Annotated in this window: 19 protein-coding genes; 11 read left to right on the forward strand and 8 right to left on the reverse strand. The window is 60.8% G+C overall.

What is annotated here, in order from left to right; genetic code table 11:
* Positions 1-158: 158 nt before the first annotated feature.
* Both FJ543_RS20510 and FJ543_RS31500 read right to left on the reverse strand, forming a co-directional pair.
* Positions 159-3,500, reverse strand: coding sequence for a DEAD/DEAH box helicase (locus tag FJ543_RS20510; RefSeq protein WP_181174022.1), 3,342 nt, complete (start codon positions 3,498-3,500; stop codon positions 159-161).
* Between the two features lie 247 nt (positions 3,501-3,747).
* Positions 3,748-4,164 carry a hypothetical protein gene (locus FJ543_RS31500; protein WP_041163349.1) on the reverse strand — a complete coding sequence of 139 codons (417 nt, stop codon included), beginning with the start codon at positions 4,162-4,164 and terminating at the stop codon, positions 3,748-3,750.
* Positions 4,165-4,237: 73 nt separating this feature from the next.
* On the opposite strand from FJ543_RS31500, the gene FJ543_RS20520 reads away from it, so the two are divergent.
* From FJ543_RS20520 to FJ543_RS31505, 4 genes are all read left to right on the forward strand, one after another.
* On the forward strand, positions 4,238-4,972 hold the full coding sequence (locus tag FJ543_RS20520; RefSeq protein ID WP_015316416.1) for a Crp/Fnr family transcriptional regulator: 735 nt from the start codon (positions 4,238-4,240) through the stop codon (positions 4,970-4,972).
* A gap of 19 nt (positions 4,973-4,991) precedes the next feature.
* A complete protein-coding gene (locus FJ543_RS20525) occupies positions 4,992-5,228 on the forward strand; it encodes a hypothetical protein (protein ID WP_015316415.1) in 237 nt (78 codons plus the stop codon).
* A gap of 377 nt (positions 5,229-5,605) precedes the next feature.
* Entirely contained in the window at positions 5,606-6,199 is a 594-nt protein-coding gene (locus tag FJ543_RS20530) for a sigma factor-like helix-turn-helix DNA-binding protein (protein ID WP_140876720.1), read from the forward strand.
* Between the two features lie 173 nt (positions 6,200-6,372).
* Positions 6,373-6,549, forward strand: a complete 177-nt coding sequence (locus FJ543_RS31505; protein WP_157163632.1) for a hypothetical protein — start codon at positions 6,373-6,375, stop codon at positions 6,547-6,549.
* A 339-nt stretch (positions 6,550-6,888) separates the two neighbouring features.
* On the opposite strand, the gene FJ543_RS20540 is transcribed toward FJ543_RS31505, so the two are convergent.
* From FJ543_RS20540 to FJ543_RS20555, 4 genes are all read right to left on the reverse strand, one after another.
* On the reverse strand, positions 6,889-7,281 hold the full coding sequence (locus FJ543_RS20540; protein ID WP_140876722.1) for a response regulator: 393 nt from the start codon (positions 7,279-7,281) through the stop codon (positions 6,889-6,891).
* A gap of 290 nt (positions 7,282-7,571) precedes the next feature.
* A complete protein-coding gene (locus FJ543_RS20545; RefSeq protein WP_140725922.1) occupies positions 7,572-8,102 on the reverse strand; it encodes a DUF1003 domain-containing protein in 531 nt (176 codons plus the stop codon).
* A gap of 43 nt (positions 8,103-8,145) precedes the next feature.
* Entirely contained in the window at positions 8,146-9,171 is a 1,026-nt protein-coding gene (locus FJ543_RS20550) for an alpha/beta hydrolase (RefSeq protein ID WP_140876725.1), read from the reverse strand.
* A 110-nt stretch (positions 9,172-9,281) separates the two neighbouring features.
* A complete protein-coding gene (locus FJ543_RS20555; RefSeq protein WP_140660815.1) occupies positions 9,282-10,208 on the reverse strand; it encodes an NAD(P)/FAD-dependent oxidoreductase in 927 nt (308 codons plus the stop codon).
* Between the two features lie 334 nt (positions 10,209-10,542).
* On the opposite strand from FJ543_RS20555, the gene xth reads away from it, so the two are divergent.
* Complete coding sequence (xth, locus tag FJ543_RS20560; protein ID WP_015316408.1) at positions 10,543-11,328, forward strand: exodeoxyribonuclease III; 786 nt, start codon at positions 10,543-10,545, stop codon at positions 11,326-11,328.
* Between the two features lie 16 nt (positions 11,329-11,344).
* Here xth and FJ543_RS20565 read toward each other — a convergent pair whose 3' ends face one another.
* Positions 11,345-11,629: a hypothetical protein gene (locus FJ543_RS20565; protein WP_140876727.1), complete on the reverse strand. Its 285-nt coding sequence runs from the start codon at positions 11,627-11,629 to the stop codon at positions 11,345-11,347.
* A 111-nt stretch (positions 11,630-11,740) separates the two neighbouring features.
* Positions 11,741-11,983: a hypothetical protein gene (locus FJ543_RS20570; RefSeq protein WP_140876729.1), complete on the reverse strand. Its 243-nt coding sequence runs from the start codon at positions 11,981-11,983 to the stop codon at positions 11,741-11,743.
* Positions 11,984-12,381: 398 nt separating this feature from the next.
* Here FJ543_RS20570 and FJ543_RS20575 point away from each other — a divergent pair, with 398 nt between their 5' ends.
* The 6 genes from FJ543_RS20575 (at position 12,382) to FJ543_RS20600 (ending at position 23,874) form a co-directional block, all read left to right on the forward strand.
* A complete protein-coding gene (locus FJ543_RS20575) occupies positions 12,382-15,534 on the forward strand; it encodes a GAF domain-containing protein (protein ID WP_140876849.1) in 3,153 nt (1,050 codons plus the stop codon).
* Between the two features lie 727 nt (positions 15,535-16,261).
* Positions 16,262-18,991: an AMP-binding protein gene (locus FJ543_RS20580; RefSeq protein ID WP_140876731.1), complete on the forward strand. Its 2,730-nt coding sequence runs from the start codon at positions 16,262-16,264 to the stop codon at positions 18,989-18,991.
* Positions 18,988-19,971 carry an NAD(+) synthase gene (gene nadE, locus FJ543_RS20585; protein ID WP_140614629.1) on the forward strand — a complete coding sequence of 328 codons (984 nt, stop codon included), beginning with the start codon at positions 18,988-18,990 and terminating at the stop codon, positions 19,969-19,971. The genes FJ543_RS20580 and nadE overlap by 4 nt, the downstream gene beginning before the upstream one ends.
* Positions 19,972-19,974: 3 nt before the next feature.
* Entirely contained in the window at positions 19,975-21,996 is a 2,022-nt protein-coding gene (gene asnB / locus FJ543_RS20590; RefSeq protein WP_140876733.1) for an asparagine synthase (glutamine-hydrolyzing), read from the forward strand.
* Positions 21,993-23,546: an AMP-binding protein gene (locus FJ543_RS20595; protein ID WP_015316400.1), complete on the forward strand. Its 1,554-nt coding sequence runs from the start codon at positions 21,993-21,995 to the stop codon at positions 23,544-23,546. The genes asnB and FJ543_RS20595 overlap by 4 nt, the downstream gene beginning before the upstream one ends.
* 61 nt (positions 23,547-23,607) lie before the next feature.
* On the forward strand, positions 23,608-23,874 hold the full coding sequence (locus tag FJ543_RS20600) for an acyl carrier protein (protein ID WP_023771446.1): 267 nt from the start codon (positions 23,608-23,610) through the stop codon (positions 23,872-23,874).
* Positions 23,875-23,885 lie beyond the last annotated feature (11 nt).

Raw genomic sequence — 23,885 nt, forward strand, 5'->3', positions numbered from 1 at the left:
TGGGCGCCCAGATCAATCACTTCGTCAAGGATATCCTCATCGAGGTCGCCGAAATGCTTCCGGCCGTGACTCAAAGGGAAAGAACGCCGGCTGACGAACTGCCCATCGAAGCGCCGGACTTTCCCCACGATCTGGAACCGGTGATCCGAGCGAACCCATCATGGGCGGCGCCGCGCCGGCCGGGCTGCACGCAAGGCACCGAGCACCGAGCGTACGGCATCGATACCTGAGCCGCGAGACTGGATCGGGGGCCTGAAAATCAGCCGGCCGTTGCGGAACTCGAAGCCCTGTGCGTTTTTAAAGCGCCATTTTGATGCCACCGGCTTCTTGCGGAAGGTAATCGCGATCCCTTCTGGTCCCACATCGACTTTGCTGATGCCCAGGTCCGCCGCGGCTATGCGCAACCTGGTCAGTTCCAGTAAATCCGCCACTTCGCCGGGCATGTCTCCAAAGCGGTCCTCAAGCTCTTCGCCGAATGCATCGAGGTCCGTCTCGGCAGCTAAACGAGACAGCCTCGCATAGAGGCTGACGCGCACCGTCGGCTCGTTGACGTAACTTTCGGGAAAGGCCCCTTTTCCGGCGCCGTTGATGTCGGCAAGCTGCTTGTCGGTATCGGCCCCTCCCGCAGCCAGCGAGACCGCCCGCTGCAGAAAATGTTGGTAAAGGCCTGCTCCGATCAGCTTCATGTGTCCGGCTTGATCTTCGCCGAAAAGGTCTCCTGCCCCGCGCAGGTCGAGGTCCCTTTGGCTGATCGCAAGGCCGGAGCCAAGCCGATCGAGCGCAATCATGGTCGAAAGTCGGGCTTTTGTGCCTTCGGCCAGTTCGATGCCAGGCTCGGTCAGAAGAAGAGCAATAGCCTGCACCGCCCCCCTTCCGACCCGGCCGCGAAGCTGGTGCAGCTGTGCCAGACCGAACCTGTCCGCTCGCCAGATCAGTATGGTGTTGGCCCGCGGCACGTCGAGGCCGCTCTCGATGATGTCAGTGCTCAACAAGACGTCGCCGTCACCGTTAGCGAACCCGACCATGATGTCGTCCAGTTGTCTCCCTTTCATTTCGCCGTGCGCCGTCTTGACCGCGAGTTCCGGCACCAGTCTGTTTAGCTGCAGGCGAACCGGATCGATGTCTTCGATGCGCGGAACCACCAGGAAGCTCTGTCCGCCCCGACGAAACTCGCGCAAAAGGGCGGCTCTTGCCGAAGCTGGATCGAAGGGCGCTAGGATGGTGCGAACGGGACGTCTTTTGGCGGGCGGAGAGTTGAGGACGCTGACCTCCTGGACGCCTGACATCGCCGATTGCAGCGTCCGCGGTATCGGCGTGGCGCTCATGCTCAGCGTATGAAGGCGGGGCGCCATGTTCCGCAGCGCCTGCTTCAGCTTGACACCGAACCGGTGCTCCTCGTCGATCACCAGCAGCCCGAGATTGGCGAAGCTGACGCTCTTGGCCGCCAGGGCCTGGGTACCCACAACCACCGCGACCTGACCGCTCCGCAGCCGCTCCTTCACCGCTCTCGCCTCCGCCGCTCCGACCATTCTCGAGAGGTGGGCGACGTCGAGGCCGGTTCCCGCAAATCTTCTGCTGAACGTCTCGTAGTGCTGACGTGCCAACACCGTTGTTGGCGCTATCACCGCCACCTGCTTCCCGCAGAGGGCCGCGGCGGCGCAGGCCCGCAGGGCCACCTCTGTCTTGCCGAAGCCGACGTCGCCGCAGACAAGGCGATTCATTGTTCTCCCCGACGACAGGTCGCCGAGCACGTCGCGGATGGCGGCAGCCTGGTCGGGAGTCTCGGTATAGGGAAACCGCGCCGCGAACCGGGCAAGGTCGGCGCGAGAGGGTTTTATGATCGCGGCAGGCTGGCTGGACCTGGCATTGGCAAGGTCCCTCAAGCGCTTGGCCAGCCTGTCGATATCGCGCAGCGCCGCCTTGCGTCGGTTGAGCCACCCATCGCTGTTCAAGCGATCCAGCGGCACTGCACCGGGTTCCGAGCCGTAGCGCCATATCCGCCCAAACTCACCGATCGGAACCAGCAAGGAAGCTCCGTCCTGATATTCCAGCCTGACGACATCCTGCTGCTGACCGGCCAACTCGACCTGTTCGACCGCCGCCAGCATGGCGAGGCCATGGTCCTCATGGACGACGACGTCGCCAATGCGCAACTCGGGTTCGAGTATGCTGGTGGCCGCGCTGCCGTTTGCTTTCAAGGCGTGGCCAAACAGGTCGGCCGCGGCCACCACCGCGATGCCAGATTGCTCGTCGACAAAGCCTTCGTCGAGAACGATCTCGGCCTTGAGAAGAGAGCCCCTTGGGGCCGAACGGATCCGCGGCCAGTCCGCCACTTCCCCCATTCGCCGACCAAGCTTCCGATCGAGCAGACGATCGGCTCGCTGCAGTTCGGAGGCCTCGCCCGCGAATGCCACGGTGACACCCGACCTTGTCTGCCTTTCCGCAAATTCGGCGAACCGATGCCCGGATCGCGCCTGCTGGAAGAATTTGGGAACTCGCGCGGCAGAAACGGCGAGACTCGTGCCGTGGCGTTTACGGACTGCGACGTCCCATTCTTGACGCGACAGGTAAAACTGTTCCGGCAAGGGTTTGGCGGGCGCGGCAACCTCCTTCCTTGCACCACGAGCATCTTCGATCAGGCCCAGGAAGCGGTCGAGCGGCGCGCCTTCGAGACCTTCCGCGATGGAGACACAGGCGCCGGATGCCACATCGAAGACCGACGGCATGCTGCCGTACAACGCGACGAGGCGTTCTTCCATCGACGTCGCGCGCATCGCTGCCAACTCAGGATGATCCCCCGTTGCGAAAATCAGCTCGGATGCTGGCCCAACCGTGACCGACTCGCGCGACTGTTCGCTAAGCTGGCTGATGGGGTCATAGGTCTTGAGTTCCCGGATGCAGCTATGTGTACCGATGACGACGCGAACCGGGTGATCGGCGCCAGCAGGGAATATGTCCATGAGGTCGCCCCGAAAGGCTATCTCGCCCGGTTCGTCGACCCTTTCGTCGACACCGTATCCAATCGCCTCTGCTCTCGTTCGGAAACCATCCGGGTCGAACTCTTGTCCGAGTTCCAGAATTGTAAAACCGCCAGCAATGACTGGTGCGGGCGGCACCCGCTGGAGAGTAGTCTCGATCGACAGAACCACGATGCGCGGACGTTTGGGCTCGCTTGCGATCTCATGCAGAGCGCGAAGCCTCCGCCCCATATTGGCGCGTGTCGGCCATACCCTGTCGTAAGGCAGGCAATCCCAGGACGGCAGGAAGATGACGTCCGCGCTCGGCAGAAACTGACGCAAAGCCGCAGCGGTCTCTTCGGCACTGCGTTCCGAGGCGGCTATATGGACAATATGCTTGTTTGGACCGCTCTCAAGGGAGTCGGCCAGCGCCGCCGCGATTGCGGCGGAAGGCGAGGCGCCCTGGTCTCTCGCGAGGTCCCCGTCATTCGACGGGTGATCCATTTCTTCGATGATTTCCGTCCGCGAAATGGGTCTGTTCACTGAGGTCTCACCTTGCCACCGTCGAGAACGTCAGTGGGACCACTCCGTTCCTGAGGCGCGGATTAAAGTGTTGCAGGCAGTGGCAGCGCGCGCGGTCTTGCGTTCTATGGAGCAACGCGCCAACGATGCGGCTCTCGATGAGCCGCTTCTGTTGGCAGCAGTCACCGCCGCCGACGATGGCCGTTTAGCCGGCCATGCTTCCAGAATCTCCACAAGGACTTTGAACGAACTCGTAATAGCGCGGGCGCTACGTGTCAGCCTTTCCGACCAGCGGGCTAGAATGGCCGCCTTGCTCGGAGACCTGGTTAGAATTCGTTTGGAAATCAGAGACGCCGCCGCCGTCCACGCTCATATAAGAGGCACCGTGGGCCTGTGGCTTCAGGAGCTTCGCTTCCCGGACCAAGGACGACCAATTGAGCCCTAGCAGGGCTATCAGTTCGCGGGCGTCTTTTTCGCTGACGCTGGTTTCCTTGATCAGGCGATCAATGAAAGCTGTCTTAGGCTCATCCATGGCGAACTCCCCGAAGAGTCCGACGTAACCGCGAATGCCTACCCTACGTTCCGGCGGAGCGGCGTTAGGTATGAAAACGTACAAAGCCGTGGGTGCGTTTGTTCCGTGGGCTGCGGTTTTGATCGCGCCTTTGGCAAACCAGGTTCTGCTCATTCGGATTTCACCGCCATCCGGAACTTTTGGCTGGGATAAAAGTTCGGTGGGCAACATCAGCTAGGTAGCCATTTTGTCCCCCTCTTCGTCCTCGGATGTACTTATCCGCAAGCTTCAGACCATCTCGGACATTCGAGAAGCCGAAATCGCGGTTTTGAAAAGCATACCGATTCAGGAGAAAGATTTTTCGGCCAACCACGACCTGGTGCGTGAGGGTGACCATCCTGTTTACTCGTTTGTCGTCCTGGATGGTTTGGTCGGGTCCACCAAATACACAAGCGAAGGAAAGCGACAGATCACGTCTTTCTTCGTGGCCGGGGACATTCCCGATCTGCACGGGCTGCATCTGTCGGTCATGGATTGTAATTTCTCGACCATGACGCCGGCCCGAGTGGGCTTCATGCGACACGATGTTCTACGCAGCATCTGTGACCAGCACCCTCGCATCGCGACCGCTTTCTGGCGGTCGACGCTGATCGACGCCGCGATGTACAGGGAGTGGGTCACCAACGTTGGAAGACGTGAGGCTTACACCCGCATGGCTCACATTTTGTGCGAACTCATATTTCGCTTGCGGGCGGTGGGACGCATTCAAGATCACATTGCGGATATTCCCATAACCCAAGCCGCACTTGGCGACGCATTGGGTCTGTCAACGGTCCACGTCAACCGAATGCTTCAGGAACTACGACGTGAAGGCCTGATCGCCACCACGGGGTCGAGAATGCATGCAATCGACTGGCCCGGCCTCACTCACGCAGGGGATTTCGACACGACTTACCTGCATCAAAAGAACCCGGCAGATTAGTGGTGACGGAAGCTCTCCCATGGCACGATTTTTCTTTGACACCGGCGATCGCGATTTGGTCTTGCAGGATGAGATAGGTGTCGAATGCGCTGGCCTGGAAGAGGTGCGCCGAGTCGGATTCGAAGGCCTTATCGATCTTACGAGAGACGCATTGAAAAGCGTCGACGGCCAGAAATTGTTTGTCGAGGTGCGTGATGAAAATGGCGACAAGGTTCTGCGGCTAAGCCTCTCGCTTCAGATCAAATTGATGAGATGAATTCGGCCGATTTTCGCGCCATTATCGGATCAGCCCCCCACCCAACCAGCTTCAACATGCCCATCGGACGGGCATCGAGCCGACATATATCCAAAGCCGCGAGCCATAGATCACTCAGCGCTCGGTCATGGAGTAGATCCATGAATGCAAGCGGGTGGGCGCTTTAATCTATGTAAGTGCGCCTAGTCGGCGACCGGATTAATTGGGTCTGTGCGTGCCGGGGGACAATGCATCCTTGCTCGCACGCAGGACCCTGCTGATGACGGGCCCGAGTATCAGCCTGGAGCAAAACATGGCAATTGTCGCTTCTTGGACCCTTCACCCCACCAGATCAGACCGACACGAAAGAGGTCCCATGTCCCTGGAGGATCGGTGTGATGGCTGACCACCATCGCAAGCTCAACGCGTCCGATCCGGCGCTTGCGGAGCAGACACAGCCCGCTACCGACCCTGGCGGATCGTCCTTGCCAGGTTCTGGCGAACAGACGAACCTGGTCGACCTTGTTCCCGCATTGCGGGCATTCGCACGTTCGCTCAGCGGCAGCATCGACGAAGCTGACAATCTTGTCCGAGAAACACTGGTCAAAGGGATTGCAGATCTCGATGGTCTTGACGGAAGCCGGGTAAAGCCCTGGATCTTCGCCACCATGCGTAGGGCTTCCTTGGCCAGGCTTGAAGGCACAGCCCCCCAGCCTCGAGGACCGGCGAGCTGCCTGTCAGAACCTTTTGCCACGGACACACAGGAACAGATGGAAGCCGGCCCCAGGGTGGCGCGTGCCATTGACCTCCTGGCGGATCCGGAGCGGCAGGCCATCGTTCTGGTTTGCATGCTCGGACTGTCCTATGAAGACGCCGCCGACATCTGCGATTGCGACACAGCCACCATCAAGGGCCGGATACAGGATGCGAGGACAAGAATGGCTGTCCTGTCGGGTGTCCCGGCGGAAGCCACGCCTGAAATATCGAATTGATGGTGAGCAAAGCGCGGCCGTGTTCAAGGCAAAAAATTCGGGATGCCTTTCAGGCAGCCACACATCGCTTGCCTTGAGGTGGCCCATAGCTCAACCGCAGGTTTGTTATGCATGACAGGGAACCATGAGGGGATCCGCCGAGTTCGACCCTCGGACAAGTTCGGGTTCCCAACATGGAAGAAATCGGCAAGGCGCAACAGAAGGCCATAGCCCGTCTCATACGTCAGTGGATTGCATCGGACGCCAGCCGTCGCCAGCTTCGCCAGTTGCTGGACCTACCGACCGATGCGGACATGCCGCGCGAGCATCGGTCGTTGCTCGACGAACTCGACCGAAAGCTCGACGAATAAATGCATGCTTGCCGAGACACGGACGCTCAGTCGTCATCTTCCCAGCGGCTGCCGGGACAGCTGTTCAAGCTCGTTCTCGTCCGTGATCCCGGCTTGGTAGTAAGCAAGGATGCGCGATGCGCGCCGTTCTCTCTCGGCTTCAGTCTCGTTCTTGAGATTGCTGCGTGCAAGGACACGGCTCAGTACGGCAAGTTCCGATGGGGTATAGGCATCCCTATGCATTTCATCCCGCCCATGCGCTGCAAGAAACCTACAATAAGGATTCTCCGGCGCGCCCTAACGCTGGTCGGGACAGAATGTTCCATGGATTTTCGTGGAAGGAGAAAAAGCTTATCAGCGCTAGGTGTGAGTTTCTGGGGCTTGCCGAGCGTTTAAAAGCTGCGAAACGGCGGTTATGATTTGCGGCAGAAAGAAGGGCTTGGTGATCATAATGCTGTTGGGCACTCCTTCCGCTCCCCAGTGTACCGCGCTGTCGCCGCTCATATAGACAACTGGGATGGTCGAGTTGGCCCTACGCAAATGCCGGGCGATCTCCCACCCGGATTGTCCCGGCCCCAAACGGATGTCGGTGAGCACGGCCTTGAACCTGGTGGGATCGGGGTCGAAGGCCGCCAGCGCCTCGGCAGCATTTCGAACGCCGACGACCTGAAAGCCAGCCTCCTCCAAAGCTGACTCGAGGTCGAGCAGTATCATCGTCTCGTCTTCGACGATCAGAACAACGCCATCGCTCATCCGGGATATCCCCAAGTCGCCACCGCTACTACGATCTCGGCGTCAACTTGGTTCCATATGACACGCATCGGCCTGTTGTCACCGCGACCTCGCGGCGGAGTCATGAGAAGCCCGCCTCGGAAAGCCGAGACGGGCTGAAGCTGCTTCGACAGCCTCGAAGGCCAAGACAAGGGAGGATTGTAGGCCCGCGACCGAACCTTGAAGTGCAGCGAATGTTCCTCTGGATGTAGGCTCTTATTCGATTAGCCTCCGCGGCAGCCCGCCTCCAATGCGGGGCATTTCGTTTTTGCTCAAGATTTCTCCTGATCTCCAGAAGCTTGCTGGATTTCCGTCATCACCTGCCGGGGATCGACATTCTCGGCCAGTTGCGGCAGCTCCTGATCGGCCGGTGTGGAGACATTGAGGCGCTCCGTCAAAGCAGCCACCATTTCGATGAGCCTCGTGGTTTCGTGCTCGTTGAGAAGGCTGATCTGCAGATCCAGCTCCGCTCGGCGCTCGCTGTGTTCGGCCATTCTGTTTTGGTTGATCAGCACGAAGGTGGACAGGAAGATCGCCTCGACCGAAGCCACCATGGCCAGGATCACAAAAGTTGGGTCCCAAGCTGGGACAGCCGGTATCAGGCCAAGGTTCGCAAGGATCCAGGCGACCAGAATTGCGAGATGCAAATAGACAAAAGGCATGCTTCCCGCGAAGCGCGAAATGATGCCGGCAATTCGCACCTGAACGCCTTGGTGCTCCTCCTGTTGTCGCCTGTGGTCGACCAGAGCCTGTATGTTCTGCTGAAGGACCGACTGCATGTCGGCGGGATGCTGATCGTTCATTTTTGAACGCCCGGTTTGGCGGCCAATGTCATCCGAGCGTTGCTCATCGCCCGCCTGGCACGTCCGGCGAGGCTGCACCGCCTGAACTCGCGGGCTCATGGCCGCCGGTCTCTTCAGACGAGGAGTGCCGTCCTGCAATCGTGTCCACCATGGCGATCACCGCCCCCGGGGCGCTCTGATGAACCATATGGCCGGCGCCCTCAACGACGTCGAGGAGGGACCCACCGACCTCCGCATGCAGGCGTCGTGCCTCCCCCTCGGCGTCGAACAGCCGGTCTCCAGAACCCGCCAGGATGCCTGTCGGGACACCAATGTCCGTGTAGCTGGCCTTCGTCAGCAGGGCCGCCGCCAGCATCGATGCCGATTCCGAACACACCGCCCGCAGTTGGGAAGGGCGGCTGGCGATATCTTTTGCGAGAACGGCGAAGTCGGCAGCGACATCCGCTGGGTGGAAGATCTTCTGCATCGTCCAAGGCCAGGCAAGCCTCACAAGCACCGGCAGCAAGGTGTGGCGAAACGCGGTGCCGACGAATGGCAGAGCCGGGAGGGCGGCCAGCGCAAGATCAAGCCGCGGCGGCGGATAGTAATAGCCGGAGACCAGCACGACGCCGGCAACCGAATGAGAATGCCTGCGCGCCAATTCGAGGGCTACCCAAGCGCCCCACGAATGTCCAAGCACGATGTAGTTCTCGATACCCAGCCTGCCGGCGGCGGCATGTATGAGATCGGCTTGGTCGCGGGCAGACCACCGCCGGCCGCGCGACCGCGTGCTTCGCCCGAAGCCCGGCCGATCAAATGCGAGTACCCGATAGGTTTTTGCCGCCTGATCGAAGATGCCGCTCGACTTGAAATCCTGTGCCATGGATCCGTTTCCATGCAGCAGAATGAGCGGCATGCCGGTGCCGGCTTCGATAAAATGCAGGCGAAGGCCGTCAACCTCCATGACATTGCCGTGCGCCCGGCCAACAAGCGCACGTTTGGCGCGGGCGTGATTGTACCCGGCAAGTGCCGACAATGCGGCGATGAGCAGCACGGTCGATAGCTTCGGTCCATCCCTGTCGAACGCCATGCCCATGCCTGCCAGCAACTGCCCTGCCCGGTGCCCTGCCTGCCCAAACCTTCGGAGTGGCGGCTTGTTCCGCTGGACAAAGACGACGCTTTGTAGCCGGCTCAAACGGCCTAGGCGGTAAGCTCTCTATGGGCATGGGACGCGGCGATGGCAGCTTGTCCAAACGCGACCGCAATCTGATTCAGCGCTTTCACAACGTCGCCGATGGCGTACATGCCGGCGACGGAAGTCTGCTGGTGCTCATCGACCGTGACGTAGCCCTCCGCGCAACATCTCGCGCCGACGGCCAGGGCGAGGTGCGAGCGCACCTTGCATCCCAAGGCCGCGTAGACTGCATCGAAGCGCCAGGTCGCTCCATCCTGCAAAATCGCCGCACAACCGTCAGCAGCCGGGCTGAGCCTGTCGAGAGTGTGACGGATGACTATCCCTCTTTCGCCCGCCGCGCGACGCGTGCTGGTTGAAAAGTCCGATGCGTGGGTCCCCAGCATCGTTACGTGTGGTGTGAATCGGCTGAGGAAAATGGCCTCGTGCAAGGCTCTGTCACCCTGCCCCACGACCGCTATCTTCCGGTCGATCACCTCATATCCGTCGCACACCGGACAAAGCCGAACGACACCGGCCGCAATTGCCTCCGCCAAGCGGGGCAATTCGGGTGTCGTGTCGACAATCCCGGTCGACAGGAAAACCTTACGCGCGCGGATTGCGCCGATCGAGGTCTCAGCATCAAAGCCTCCCTCGCCAGCGGCCAGCGAAAACACCTGCCCCCGCATCAAGGTTGCTCCGTACAAGCTCGCGTGGCGGCCAAGCCGATCGAGAAGGTCGGGGCCACTTATCCCTTCGGGAAAGCCCGGACAGTTATGGCTTTTCGGGATCAGAGCGGCACGGGGCTGGCCGGCATCGACCACCAGCACGCGATGGCGAAAACGGGCGAGATATTGGGCCGCGGTCAGTCCCGCTGGCCCGCCTCCGACGATCAGCACATCTTCAGCGTCGGCGAGCGGGTGACCGGCATGGCTTTCACCGCAGGTTTGCTCCATCAGCGGCGAACTATCTGGTTCGTTCGATGTTCCAGAACGACACGCGGAGAGACCGCATAAGCCCGGCCGGCTTCAGCCGCAGCCAGAGAGCTTCGATCTCGTTGTCACACCGGTCCTGCTCGGCGTCGAAACCTTCTTACCGCTTCGGGGTTAATCCTGACGGACAAGGTGAGCACCTGCGAAACACAACCGCTGACCTCGTCCTCAAACGACGTCGGGCGGCTCGCAGGCCATGAATGATATGAGTGAAGAGCTGAGGCCGCCGACAAAGGGCGCTGCCGAACTCGCTCAAACGGGGAGCGCCATTTTATGAATGGATGCCTCAAGGCTTCAGATGATCCGGGTCGCTACCTTTAACGTAAACGGCGTCAACGGTCGATTGCCGGTTCTGCTCAAATGGCTGGGTGAGACGCACCACGACATCATCTGTCTCCAGGAATTGAAAACATCGGACGAAAAGTTTCCTGCCGATGCCATCAGCAACGCCGGCTACGGGGCGATATGGCACGGACAGAAGTCGTACAACGGCGTAGCCATTCTCGCTCGGGGCAAGCAGCCGCATGAGCGTCGGCGCGGGTTGCCCGGTGACGCCGATGACACGCATAGCCGTTACATCGAGGCGGAGATCGACGGTCTCGTCGTTGGTTGCCTATACCTACCCAACGGCAACCCGGCGCCTGGTCCGAAGTTCGACTATAAGCTCCGCTGGTTCGAGCGGCTGATCGACTACGGACGGCTCCTGATCAAGGACGCGCCCGCCAGCCTGCTTTGCGGCGACTACAACGTGGTGCCGGCGCCGATCGACGCCGCGGTTCCGGCACGATGGCTGGGCGACGCCGTCTACTTCCCGGAGAGCCGACAGGCTTACGCCGACCTGCTTGCCGATGGCTGGACCGACGCCGTCAGGCTGATCCGTCCCGAGAGAGGCGTCTATACCTACTGGAATTTTTCCTATCGGGGCGGTTACGACCGCAGTTCCGGCCTTCGCATGGACCATCTTCTCGTGAGCCCCTCGCTCACGAACAGGCTGGCCGGCGCGGGCGTGGATGAGACGGTACGGGGATGGGACAAGCCAAGCGATCACGCGCCAGCCTGGATCGAACTCGACTGGCCCCGGTGAACCGAGACATCGGGCTTCAGCCAGACCGCATGACGCCAGGTTCGTCCGCCTCTCTTAATCGTTGCGAATCCTCGGGGGCGGCGACCAGATCCTGGAATCCAAGTGTGACGACGAGATAACCCGCCTCGTCGTAGACTTTCGTCACCCAGCTGGTCGGGTCCGCGCCATCGATAATTCCGTCAAGCATGGCCTCCTTGGCTGCGCGCTTCGCCTCTTTGATGGCCTCATCCCGATCAGCCATGTCGGCGAAGATTGCAGGCTGGGACATGACCTCGATAAACTCGAAACGAAATTTCGGCATCGATCCCTCCTGTCGGTGGTGATAACGGATCGGCCATTGCTGGCAGGGTGACGGTCAACGCCACCGTTTCGAAAAGGATGCACCGATTGTGCGCCCCTGCATCGGCAGAGGTCAGGCAGCGTTGCTGGCGTCCCTTTGCCGGTCGTCCTGCCAACGCGCGCGCACGGCAATCATCAGCATGGCCGATTCCGTGATCCCGGTCTGGAACAGCCTGATCAGCTCTCTCGCGATGGAGTGAGCCGCCGCGGTGTCCGGCAAAATGGCAAACTCCTGGCACATCGCGTCGAAGACCGCGCGAAGCGTGTCCAGGTCATTCGGGTAGAGGGTATCCGTGCGAATGGGTCGGTCAAGCATCAAGCGTCTCCAAACGAGCGAGAGTGCGATGGTCTCCCAAGCAGCGGAGCCCGTTACATGCCCGCTGACCTCTCGCTTATGCGGCACAGCGCGCGACGTGTCGCTAACCTATGATGGACCGAGGCAAGTTCGCGCACAAAAGATCCAATTGCGTATAGTGACGCGGCTATCGCTACGCCCAATGGAAGTCGCACGACCGTTGGAACCGCGAGTGTTCTAAAGTTCAAGGCGACCAAAGGGACATCGTAGATGTTTCTTGCCGTTCAAGCCGCGTCTCGTCGTGTGTCACTCAAGGTGTTCGCGCGAACCGCCGGCCTGCCCGTCAAAGAAGCGTGCGGGCCGCAATGGAACTCTTGGCCGTCAACTGCATTATCCAGTCCGGGCAAAACGGGGGCGATATGGGGGTCACTTCAGGCGATCGTCAATCTGAACTGCAACGCTTCGAGCTGTTGGCGGCGCTGGGCGACCGGATTCGCGAGATTACTGATCCTGCCGAACTGGCCCACGCAGCCGCGGAACTGGTAGGGAGACATTTCGATGTCAGCCGAGCCGGATACGGCACGATCGATCTTGAGAAAGAAACCATCACGATCGAGAGGGATTGGAACGCGCCAGGCATCAAAAGCCTGGCTGGGACCCTGAATTTCAGGAACTACGGCTCGTATATCGAGGACTTGAAGCGGGGCGACACCGTTGTCTTCGAAAATGCCGAGACAGACCCGCGAACAAGGGACCATGCAGAGGCTCTCAAAGCCATCAGCGCCCAATCCGTCATCAACATGCCGGTTACCGAGCATGGCGGTTTGGTGGCGCTGCTATACCTGAACCACTCCGCGCCCAGACGCTGGGCCAAGGAGGAGGTCGCCCTTATTTCGGAAGTGGCGGACCGGACGCGTACCGCCATAGAGCGGCTTCGCGCTGAGCGAGCGCTGCGTGAGAACGCCGAACGCCTGGCTTTTCTCGACCGTCTTGGAAGGGAGATTGCCCTCGCGGCCGACGCCGACGCCGTCATGGCGATCACCACTCGTCTGTTGGGCGAACATCTTGCCGTCTCGATTTGCGCCTACGCCGACATGGAGCAGGACCGGGACCATTTCACCATCCGTGGCGACTGGAGCGCACCCGGCTCGCCCAGCATCAGAGGGTATTACAGTCTTACCGATTTTGGTCGCCTGGCGGTCACCAATCTCAGCGCCAATCGGCCGCTCATCATCAACAACAACCTCGAGGAAATTGCACCCGAGGAGGCAAAGACCTTTCAGGACATCGGCATAACGGCAACCATCTGCATGCCCTTGGTAAAACAGGGCCGGCTGACCGCCCTGATGGCCATTCACGACAAGCAGCCCCGCGTCTGGTCACAGCGCGAACTGTCCTTGCTGACGGAGGTGACGGAGCGGTCCTGGGCTCACATCGAGCGCGTTCGCTCGGAACAGGCGGCCCGGGCCAGTGAGGAGCGCCTCCGGCTTGCCACGGACGCAGCGGCTATCGGGACCTGGGACTACGATCCCGTCACCAAGGCGCTGCGGTGGGATGACCGGTGCAAAGCCCTTTTCGGCCTCCCGCCAGACGCGGAGGTAACATATGAAAGCGCGTTCCTGGCGGGTATTCATCCAGAAGATCGGGCCCGCGCCGACGAGGCCGTACGCCAGGCGCTCGCGCCGGGCACGTCTTCCCGCTACGACATCGAATATCGGACGGTCGGCTTGCACGACGGCAAGGAACGCTGGATTGCGGCAGCGGGCGAGTCGCTTTTCCAGTCAGGGCGCGCGGTCCGCTTCATTGGTACCGTCATGGATATCACCGCGCGAAAGCGGGTGGAGCATCAGCTTCAGATGATGAACGTCACCGCTGCCGCGGTAGCGGCCGAGCTCGACGTGGAGCGGATTGTTCAAACGGTAACTGATGCCGGCGTAGCGCTGTCGGGCGCACAATTCGGAGCTTTCTTCTACAATGTGATCGACGACAAGGGCGACAGCTACATGCTCTACGCCCTGTCGGGCGCACCTCGCTCCGCGTTCGAAAAATTTCCAATGCCTCGCAACACGGCGGTGTTCGACCCCACTTTCCGCGGGACAAGCGTGGTGCGCTCCGACGACATCCTCGCCGACCCCCGCTACGGCAAGAACTGGCCCCGCAAGGGAATGCCGGAGGGCTATCTGCCAGTGCGTTCCTATCTTGCGGTACCGGTCGTCTCGCGTTCGGGAGAGGTGCTGGGCGGCCTCTTCTTTGGTCATGCAGAGATCGGCGTCTTCGCCGAACAGCAAGAGAAGGCCTTGCTGGGGCTTGCGGGCCATGCCGCGACGGCAATCGACAATTCTCGACTGTTCAAGGCGCTGCAGACGCTCAATGGCACCCTTGAACAACGTGTCATGGACGAAGTCGCCGAACGCACCAGAGCAGAAGAGCACCTGCGGCAGGCCCAGAAGATGGAAGCTGTCGGACAGCTTACCGGTGGCATCGCGCACGACTTCAACAATATGCTGGCTGTCATCATCGGCGGACTGAACCTTGTGCAGCGCAAGCTCAGAAACGGCGATACCAACGTCCACCAGTTCGTGACCGGCGCGATCGATGGAGCCCAACGTGCTGCAGAACTTACCAAGCGGCTGCTTGCCTTCTCTCGCCAGCAACCTCTGGCGCCCAAGCGCCTGAATCCAAATCGCCTCGTCTCGGATATGAGTGAATTGCTGAGCCGGACGCTTGGGGAGACAATCCAAATCGAGACCGTGCTCGCCGCGGGACTTTGGCATGTGGAAGTCGACGCAGGGCAGCTGGAAAGCGCGTTGCTCAACCTTTGCGTCAACGCGCGGGATGCCATGCCCGCTGGTGGAAGGCTGACCATCGAGACATCCAATGCCCATGTCGACGACCGGTATGCGAGAGAAAACGCAATACCCTCCGGCCAGTATGTGATGATAGCTGTCACGGACACCGGAACCGGCATGACTGCTGACGTGTTGGCCAGAGCCTTCGATCCGTTCTTCACCACAAAGGGGGTTGGCAAAGGCACCGGGCTGGGGCTCAGCCAGGTTTATGGATTTGTTCGCCAGTCCGGCGGCAGCGTCAAGATCTATTCCGAGCAGGGTATCGGAACCACTTTGAAAATCTATCTGCCGCGCTCGCACGGCGACGTGGTCGACAGCCCGGCCGAGTCCGTGGCGGGCGAGCACCCCGGCAGTGAGGACGAGATCATCATGGTTGTCGAGGATGAAGATCGCGTCCGGCTGATGGCTGCGGAGGCGCTGCGGGAACTGGGCTATTCCGTGTTGGAAATGCAAGGGCCGCGGGACGCGCTGGCGGCCGTCGCAAGCGGGCAAGTGCCGTCGCTTCTGTTCACTGACGTCGTCATGCCGGAGATGTCCGGCCGGGAACTGGTGGATCAGGTCAAGAGCATGCACCCGTCGCTAAAAGTGCTCTACACCACCGGCTACACACGAAACGCGATTGTCCACAACGGCACACTTGATTTTGGAACGGAGCTTTTGACCAAGCCCTATACGATTGACGAATTGGCAGAGAAGATCCGTAAGGTGCTGGATCGCAAGTGAATGGTCACTGCCCGAGGCACACCAAATCCTCTCTCCGCTTCAGTTGCTTTACGGGACACGGCGCTTGGGCGGAATTGATGCCTTCGGCAAGACAACTGCCGTACCGCAGAGGCTATTGGGGCTTCGTGCACCCAACAGTGAAACCTTTTCCCTACTCGCAGCTTGTTTGCGACACCGGAGGAAACGATCGTGTCAAGGCGAGATGGAGAAATGGGGGATCAACCGACCAAGAGGCGTCGTACACGTCCCTTGAAGGGCGAGGACGCGGAGGTCCGGCATGTCGTCGAAACGCATGACCTGTCGCCCGCTCAGGCAAGGGAGCTGGTACGTCGCCACGGCAACGATTGGCGCAAGATCGATGAGGCGGCGAAGTCATACAAGGACAGCACCTGACGGAAGCCTCCAGGTCTCTCGGGAAGACGCTAAATCCTATTTACAGCAGCGGCTCATCTCGCCTGACAGGCTTGTTCGAGAGCCCGCGATTTCCAATTGAAAAAGAAAGCCCACTGCCTCGGGGGAGTGCAGCGGGCGATCGGCTAGGAGTTGAGGGGACATCTCCACGCTGGGTAAACAACAGATCAACAGCGGATCGGTTCCAACGCTGCGCCCGTGGCAAGGAAACCCGACGCCTAATCTCTTTCCGTGCCTTGTTCATCATCAGAATGATCGATGAATTCCCCCTCTTGCAAGCTCATAACCGGGTATCAACCGTAAACCCAGGCAAGCCATGCTCCCGGCGTATTTGAATGCACCAGCAGCGGATCAGGACCATCACCAGGATTCTCGGCCCTCCCGCAGATGGATAGACGTCGCGGCCTACGCCCTGGATCAAGGTGGCCCGGCGCTGCGCCTTCATCAGAAGTTGGGGCCGGCATTTGCGGATGTCGGGATTGCCGATCAGCTCAAGAAAGTCACGGCCCAATATTCCGAAAAAGCCGCTGTGCATGACGGCGTGAATCAACTGTCGTACTTCGAGCTTGCAACTGCCGTCGAAGTCCTGTCCCGCCGGATCGCTGCCGTCGTTCCCGTGGGGCAGCCGATCGGAATTTATCAACCAAACTCCGTCTGGTACATCGTTGCTGTCCTGGCAAGCATGGCGGCGGGAAGGATTTCGGTCCCGCTCAACGCCCGGGACCCAATCGCCCGTGTCAACGAGATCGTGGGCGTCGCGCGGCTCCGCGCCATTCTTGGCGTTGGAAACCGGCATGCGGGTTTACCCAAGGACATACGGTGGATCGATGTGACTGCCAGCCCCGCGTCGACGGAGCGGCTGTCATCAACGCAATTGCCTGCCGTGTCCGTCGATGCACCGGCGATGGTTCTTTACACGTCTGGCAGCACCGGATCTCCCAAGGGTATAGTCAACAGCCAGCGCAGCCTGCTCTGGCGGGTGCACCAATATGCCGATGCGTGTCACATCAATTCCGACGATGTCTTCCTCCCCTTGACCGGGCCCGCCACCATAGCCGGCTGTCGAGAAATCCTGACTTCGGTCCTGTGCGGCGCCACTTTGCATATGGTCGACGTGGAAGCGATCGGTCTGCGTGCGGTTCGCGAGCGAATGCAGCAGGTTGGCGCGACGCTTACTTACCTCGTGCCCGCGCTGCTTCGCGCCCTCATGGCCAATGCCCCCGCCGATGCGTTCGGATCGCTCAGGGTGGTCCGCGTCGGCGGCGAGAAAGTGCTTTGGACCGACATTGCCCTTTTGCGAAAGGCGATTCCTGCTCATTGCCTCGTACAGATCGGCTACTCGTCAACCGAGACGACCGGGTCACAATGGTTTCTGCCTCGCGTTCAACCAAAGAACCAAACGTCCGTGCCGGTCGGCCGGCTCTTGCCAGGAATAGCTTTTGCGATCGTCAACGAGGACGGTGACAGCGTACCGCGGGGCGGAAGCGGGGAACTCGTCATCAAGAGCCCCTACGTCTTGCTCGGCCACTGGGAAAACGGCACCGTCATCCCTGCCGAGGCGGATCCCGATGATCCAAGTCAACGGATATTCGCGACCGGCGATCTCGTCCAATTGGACAATCGGGGCCTGCTGAGGATCGTCGGCCGCAAGGGGCGGCAGATAAAGATCAACGGTCGGCGCATCGAGCCGGCCGAAGTCGAGAGGATCCTGCGCTCCGCCTCGTCAGTCGAGGATGCGGTGACGATCGTGACCGAGGCCAACGAACTGGTCGCTTTCGCGATCCCCAGGAATTCCGCCGGTCCGGCCTTCGCCGACGACCTTCGCCAGCTGCTTGCAAAGACGCTACCGCCGCCACTGCGGCCGCTTCGGCTCCACAGGGTAGAGGACATTCCGCGCCTGGCGGGCGGAAAAATAGATGTGGCGAAACTCGGGAAAATGGATCTTCTGGCCAAGAAGCCTACCCAAGTTGCCGATCCACCGATTTCAGGCAGCAATCTCAAGGCCCATCAAGCAGTGCAGAATGCCTGGACCAGGGTCCTCAACACGCGGGCAGCCGTCGGGCGATGGGATGAAGCGGGAGGGGACTCGCTGAAGCTGCTCCACTGCGTCATGGAGATCGAGAACGAAATCGGCCAGGAACTGGATCTTGAGGCATTTACCGTCGGGATGAGCGCCGAGGCGATGGTCAACGCGGTCGCGTCCGCACAAGCCGGCAATGCGCCCGGTCATGTTCTGGAGCATGATCGGCCTTTTCTCTTTCTGTTTCCCGGCTCCGTGGGCTATGGGCCTAGTCTTGCAGCCTTCGCCTCAGCCATGGGCAAAGTCGCAACGGTCCGTCCGATAAGATATCCCAACCTCGCGACGATTCTCAGCGGTCAGAACGATCTTGCCGCCATGGTGGACGCCGCGCTTGAACAGATCAACCGCATCCAGCCGTCAGGCCATGTAAGGCTACTCGGCCACTCGCTCGGCGGAGCCGTCGCATTCGAAGTTGCCGTGCGCCTGCTGAAGGAGGGAAGGTCCGTGAAGTTTGTCGGTATCCTCGACACCAGCCTGGCTGGCGAGCGGAGCCGTCCCTGGGAGACAATCACCCGCACCTTGCGCCGGGTCCGATCCAACCGCATGTCACCCTATCGAATGGCTTGCCGTGTTTTGGCGAAGCTCACGGTCAAGGTCGGCCAGGAAGCTCGTCTTGCCCAAGCCATCGACCACTTTTCCCGAGGACAATTCAACGCAACCAGCTTCCGCATCAAGCTGGAGCTGCAGGAAGTCTTGCGTGCGCAGGCCTTCTTCCGTTGGTTGGAACAGCCAAGAACGGTGCTCCCGATCACCGGAACGCTGTTCCGTTGCGCGCGACCGGGAATGCCTCTTGCCATCGGATGGGATCGGGTGTTCGCGGACCTGCAGGTCATCCCGATTGCCGGCAACCACATTGATCTGGTCGTCGAGCCGCACATCGGCGTCAATCGTCCGCTGATCGAGGAGGCGGTCGCTCGCACTTATTCGCCGGCCGAGTCTTCAACCATGAAAGGCAGCTTCGCGTGACTTCGCGGTTCGGCAAGGATGTTCTGGCACTGGATGCGGCCGCGGAGGTCGACCGCATCGTAGCATCCGTGCGCGAGCAGGTATTGGTCACGCTCCGCCGGCGCGGAGTGGTGGTCGGGCTCTCAGGCGGCATCGACAGTTCGGTGGTCGCGTCGTTGTGCGTGGCTGCCTTCGGCAAGGACAGGGTGCTCGGGATCTTCATGCCGGAGCGTGACTCGTCCGGGGACTCGCTGAGGCTGGGGCGCGTTATCGCCGGTCAGCTGGGCATCGACACCATCGCCGAGGACATTGCGCCGGCGCTCGACGCCATCGGTGCCTATAGCCGGCAGATAGAGGCCATTCGCACCGTTGTTCCGGACTACGGCGAAGGGTGGAAATGCAAGCTGGTGCTGACCTCGGTGCTGGAGAGCAAAGGCCTCAATATCACCCGTCTCACCGTTCAGGATCCCCAGGGGAAGATCGATACCGTGCGCCTGTCAGGAGCGGCCTATCTGCAGATAGTGGCCGCGACCAATTACAAGCAGCGCATTCGCAAGATGACTGAGTACTATCACGCGGACCGTCTCGGCTATGCGGTGGCGGGTACGCCTAACCGCCTCGAATATGATCAGGGTTTTTTCGTCAAGCAAGGCGACGGAATCGCTGACCTGATGCCGATCGTCCACCTCTACAAGACGCAGGTCTATCAACTGGCGGAATATCTCGGTGTGGACGGGGAGATCCGGCGCAGGCCGCCGACGACCGACACCTTCTCCATGGCGCAGAGCCAGGAGGAGTTCTACTTCGCCCTGCCCTATCATCAGACGGACCTATGCCTCTACGGCGTGAACCATGGCATCTGCGCCGATGATGTCGCTGATGTTGCCGGGTTGTCACCAGACGAGGTCCAGAAGGTCTTCAAGGATATCGAAGCCAAGCGTCGAGCGGCGCGCTATCTGCACGCCCAGCCTTTGCCTTCGGTGCCAATGACGGTGGACTGACGGATGTGCGGGATCGCCGGAATTGTCGCGCTGAGCGCCACTGCCCCACCTCCTTCGCGGGAAGCGCTGTTGCGTATGGTGGGCGCGCTCGCACACCGCGGACCCGACGAGCGGGGGCTGTACCGCGACCGACGTGCGGGTTTGGCGCATGCCCGCCTGTCCGTGGTCGACCTGCTGCACGGCCAGCAGCCACTCGCCGACGTGAGCGGCCTGACATGGATCGTCTTCAACGGTGAAATCTTCAACTACGTCGAATTGCGCGACAAGTTGATCGCGCTTGGTCACCGCTTCCGCACGCATAGCGACACGGAAGTCGTGCTCCACGCTTACCAGGCCTGGGGCCAGGCCGCCTTTGAACGGATGAATGGTCAATGGGCAGTCGCGATATGGGACTCTGCTGCCGGCCGCCTGATCCTGTCGCGTGACCGCTACGGCATCTGCCCGCTGTATTGTTGCGAGCACGGCGGCCGCGTCTTCTTTGCAAGCGAAGTCAAAGCCATTTTCGCTGCGGAAACAGCGATTCCTCGCGCCTTTGATCCGGCAGGAATCGATCAGACGTTCACATTCTGGACGGTGATCCCGCCGCAGAGCGTCTTCGAAGGCGTCAAGGAACTGCAGCCTGGACATATCCGGCTCTATGAAGGTGGCGTGGCACGGGAGACGGCCTTCTGGGAGCCGCATTATCCGCGAATTTCCGCTTCCGACCCTGAATGGTTCACCGGCTCGTGCGACGATGCCGTCGAGGCGGTCCGCGGTGCGCTCGAAGCCGCGACGGCGCTGCGGATGGTGCAGGCCGACGTGCCGGTGGGCTGCTATTTGTCCGGTGGGCTCGACAGCTCGCTTGTCGCGGCGCTTGGGAGACGTTTCGCGGGGGAGCGCTTCCAGACATTCTCCTTGCGTTTTGCCGACGCCGAATACGACGAGACCTATTTCCAGCGCCTGGTCGCCGCCGCGACCGCGAGCGAGCACCACGAGGTGGTGATTTCCCGCCGCGACATTGCAGCGGTTTTTCCCGAGGTCGTCTACCACGCCGAGCGGCCAATCCTGAGGACGGCCCCGGCACCGCTCTTCCTTCTGTCCAAGTTGGTCCGCGAGCGCGGCATCAAGGTTGTGCTGACAGGGGAAGGCGCCGACGAGATGTTCGCCGGCTACGACCTTTTCCGCGAAGGCAAGGTTCGCCGCTTCTGGGGGCGTCAACCTGCTTCGAGCCGGCGTGCGCGACTGCTCGAGCGTCTCTACCCCTATCTGTCGCGCTCACCGGTGCACCAACAGGCCATGGCGCGACAGTTCTTCGGGCGCGATCTTCATGCCTGCGAGAGGGCCGGCTTTGCACATGACACGCGCTGGCGCACCACGAGCGCCATCAAGCGCCTATTCTGCCCCGACATGCGCGGCGCCTCGCAGCACCGCAATGCAGTCTCCGAACTGCTCGCCCCTCTTCCCGCCGAATTTTCGCGATGGAGCTTCCTTGCCCAGGACCAGTATCTCGAAATCCGAACGCTGATGTCGGGCTACCTGCTCTCCTCGCAGGGCGACAGGATGCTGATGGCACACTCGGTCGAGGGACGCTTCCCCTATCTCGACGACGATGTCGTGGCGCTCGCGAATTCGCTTCCGGATGCTTACAAGTTGCGCATCCTCGACGAAAAGCACGTGCTCAAGCGAGTGGCGCAGCCGATCGTCCCACCGCAAGTCGTTGCCCGCACGAAGCAGCCCTACAGGGCGCCAAATGCGCTTAGTTTCGTTGGTCATGATGCACCAGATTACATTCGCGAAGCACTGTCGGACACGGCATTGCGCGCGGCAAACGTCTTCGATCCGAAATCGGTGGCTTTCCTGCTTGGAAAGTGCCGGTCCAGGGCCGGCGGCGGCGATCTCTCCAACTCCGACAACATGGCACTGGTCGGCGTGCTGTCGACCCAGCTTCTGCATCAGCAGTTCATCGCGAGCCGCCCGGGCGGAGCGGACAAAGCCGAGCTCAGGATCGACGTTGATCACGAACAGCGGGAAAGGGTCCTGGCATGATCCACGGCGCCGTACCACTCCTGCAGGACTACCTCATCCATTCCGCCGTCCGGCTTGGCGGCAAGATCGCGTTGGTGGCCGGCAAGCAACGTGTCACCTATGCGGAGATCGATGAGCGCTCCGACAGGATCGCGCATTTCCTGGCCGCGGCGGGCGTCGAGCGTGGCGACCGCGTCATGATCTTCGCCGACAATACGGTCGAAACCGTCGTCAGCTTCTGGGCGGTGCTCAAGGCGAACGCCGTGGTCTGCATCGTCAACCCGCTTACGAAAAGCGAGAAGCTTCATTACCTGCTCAACGATTGCCTGCCAGCGGCGCTGATCACGGACAGCCATCTACACTCGATATTCTGCCAACCGTCGCGCGACTGTCACTCGCTGCGGGCGGTGATTGTCTCTGGGACGATCAACGAGGCCGAGTTCAACCGATTGCCGCACGCCGTTCGCTGGGACACGATCGTCGACAGACCTTCTGTTGCGCCGCCGCGCAAATCGATCGACATCGATCTCGCGGCCATCGTCTACACCTCCGGATCCACCGGCGAACCCAAGGGGGTCATGTTGACGCACGGCAACATGACTGCCGCGTGCACATCGATCGCCTCCTACCTGGAACTGCGTGAAGATGAGGTGATCCTCAACGTCCTGCCCCTCGCCTTCGACTACGGGCTCTATCAAATGATCATGGCCTTTCGCACCGGCGCACGGCTCGTCCTCGAACGCTCCTTCGCTTTTCCGGCGCAGATCCTTCAGGTGATCAAGGACGAGCAGATCACAGGCTTTCCGGGCGTGCCCACGATCTTCGCGGCGCTTGCGGAGCTCAGATCGCTGAAGAGCAACGATTTCGCGAGCATCCGCTATGTCACCAATACCGCGGCCGCCCTGCCGCTCAAGCAGATTGCCATGCTCAGGGAGCTGTTTTCGGGCGCACGCATCTATTCCATGTACGGCCTCACCGAATGCAAACGCTGCAGCTATCTGCCGCCCGACGATCTCGGGCGAAAGCCCCTCAGCGTAGGCATTGCCATTCCCAACACAGAAGTGTGGATCGTCGACGAGAGTGGCAGGCGGGTCGGTCCGGGCGTCGTTGGCCAACTTGTAGTCCGCGGCGCAACGGTGATGAAAGGCTATTGGGGCAAGCCAGAGGCCACGGCAAGGAAGCTGAAGCCGGGGCCGCTGCCGGGCGAGCAGGTCCTCTACACGGGCGACTACTGCCGGATGGACGCTGAAGGCTATTTGTACTTCGTCGGCCGTGGTGACGAGATCATAAAATCACGAGGCGAAAAGGTCGCTCCCAAAGAGGTGGAAAGCGTGCTTATGGACGTCCCTGGGGTGAAGGAAGCCGCGGTCATCGGTGTCCCCGACGACCTCCTCGGGCAAGCGGTCAAAGCATTCGTCGTCATCGAGCAGGGAAGAATTGTCGGCGAAAGGCAGCTCCTGATGGAGTGCCGGAAACGGCTGGAGAATTTCATGGTGCCAAAGACCATCGTCATCGTGCCCAGCCTGCCGATGACCGATACCGGAAAACTCAAGAAAGCGGCCCTGTCGTAGATTGTTTCAGAAGCGCGATCGCAAGTCGCCTTTGCAACGGAGGATGGATTAGATGGATTCCATGATATCGGCCGCGGAAAGCGACGACATTCATATCAACCAGATCCGCAGCTTCCTGGCCTCGAATTTCTACATCGCGGACGTCAAGGCGCTATCCCTCACCGCATCATTGCTCGATCAGGGGATCGTCGACTCGACCGGAGTGCTCGAGGTGATCGGGTTCATCGAAGAGACTTTCGGCATCACAGTGGAAGACAGTGAACTCCTGCCGGAAAACCTCGATTCGATTCAAGGAATCGCGCGGTTCATCGTTCGCAAGAAGAAATGATCTGGCGCAAG

It is taken from the genome of Mesorhizobium sp. B2-5-7 (assembly GCF_006440875.1).
GTDB classification, from domain to species: Bacteria; Pseudomonadota; Alphaproteobacteria; order Rhizobiales; family Rhizobiaceae; genus Mesorhizobium; species Mesorhizobium australicum.

What these genes read in the sequence shown, in the direction of transcription:
- xth (WP_015316408.1), top strand. Translation starts at nt 10,543, where the DNA reads ATGATCCGGGTCGCTACCTTTAACGTAAACGGCGTCAACGGTCGATTG.
- FJ543_RS31505 (WP_157163632.1), top strand. Translation starts at nt 6,373, where the DNA reads ATGGAAGAAATCGGCAAGGCGCAACAGAAGGCCATAGCCCGTCTCATA.
- asnB (WP_140876733.1), top strand. Translation starts at nt 19,975, where the DNA reads ATGTGCGGGATCGCCGGAATTGTCGCGCTGAGCGCCACTGCCCCACCT.
- FJ543_RS20540 (WP_140876722.1), bottom strand. Translation starts at nt 7,281, where the DNA reads ATGAGCGATGGCGTTGTTCTGATCGTCGAAGACGAGACGATGATACTG.
- FJ543_RS20595 (WP_015316400.1), top strand. Translation starts at nt 21,993, where the DNA reads ATGATCCACGGCGCCGTACCACTCCTGCAGGACTACCTCATCCATTCC.
- FJ543_RS20530 (WP_140876720.1), top strand. Translation starts at nt 5,606, where the DNA reads ATGGCTGACCACCATCGCAAGCTCAACGCGTCCGATCCGGCGCTTGCG.
- FJ543_RS20580 (WP_140876731.1), top strand. Translation starts at nt 16,262, where the DNA reads ATGCTCCCGGCGTATTTGAATGCACCAGCAGCGGATCAGGACCATCAC.
- FJ543_RS20565 (WP_140876727.1), bottom strand. Translation starts at nt 11,629, where the DNA reads ATGCCGAAATTTCGTTTCGAGTTTATCGAGGTCATGTCCCAGCCTGCA.
- FJ543_RS20555 (WP_140660815.1), bottom strand. Translation starts at nt 10,208, where the DNA reads ATGGAGCAAACCTGCGGTGAAAGCCATGCCGGTCACCCGCTCGCCGAC.
- FJ543_RS31500 (WP_041163349.1), bottom strand. Translation starts at nt 4,164, where the DNA reads ATGAGCAGAACCTGGTTTGCCAAAGGCGCGATCAAAACCGCAGCCCAC.
- FJ543_RS20550 (WP_140876725.1), bottom strand. Translation starts at nt 9,171, where the DNA reads ATGGCGTTCGACAGGGATGGACCGAAGCTATCGACCGTGCTGCTCATC.
- FJ543_RS20575 (WP_140876849.1), top strand. Translation starts at nt 12,382, where the DNA reads ATGGGGGTCACTTCAGGCGATCGTCAATCTGAACTGCAACGCTTCGAG.
- FJ543_RS20545 (WP_140725922.1), bottom strand. Translation starts at nt 8,102, where the DNA reads ATGAACGATCAGCATCCCGCCGACATGCAGTCGGTCCTTCAGCAGAAC.
- FJ543_RS20600 (WP_023771446.1), top strand. Translation starts at nt 23,608, where the DNA reads ATGATATCGGCCGCGGAAAGCGACGACATTCATATCAACCAGATCCGC.
- FJ543_RS20570 (WP_140876729.1), bottom strand. Translation starts at nt 11,983, where the DNA reads ATGCTTGACCGACCCATTCGCACGGATACCCTCTACCCGAATGACCTG.
- FJ543_RS20525 (WP_015316415.1), top strand. Translation starts at nt 4,992, where the DNA reads ATGGCACGATTTTTCTTTGACACCGGCGATCGCGATTTGGTCTTGCAG.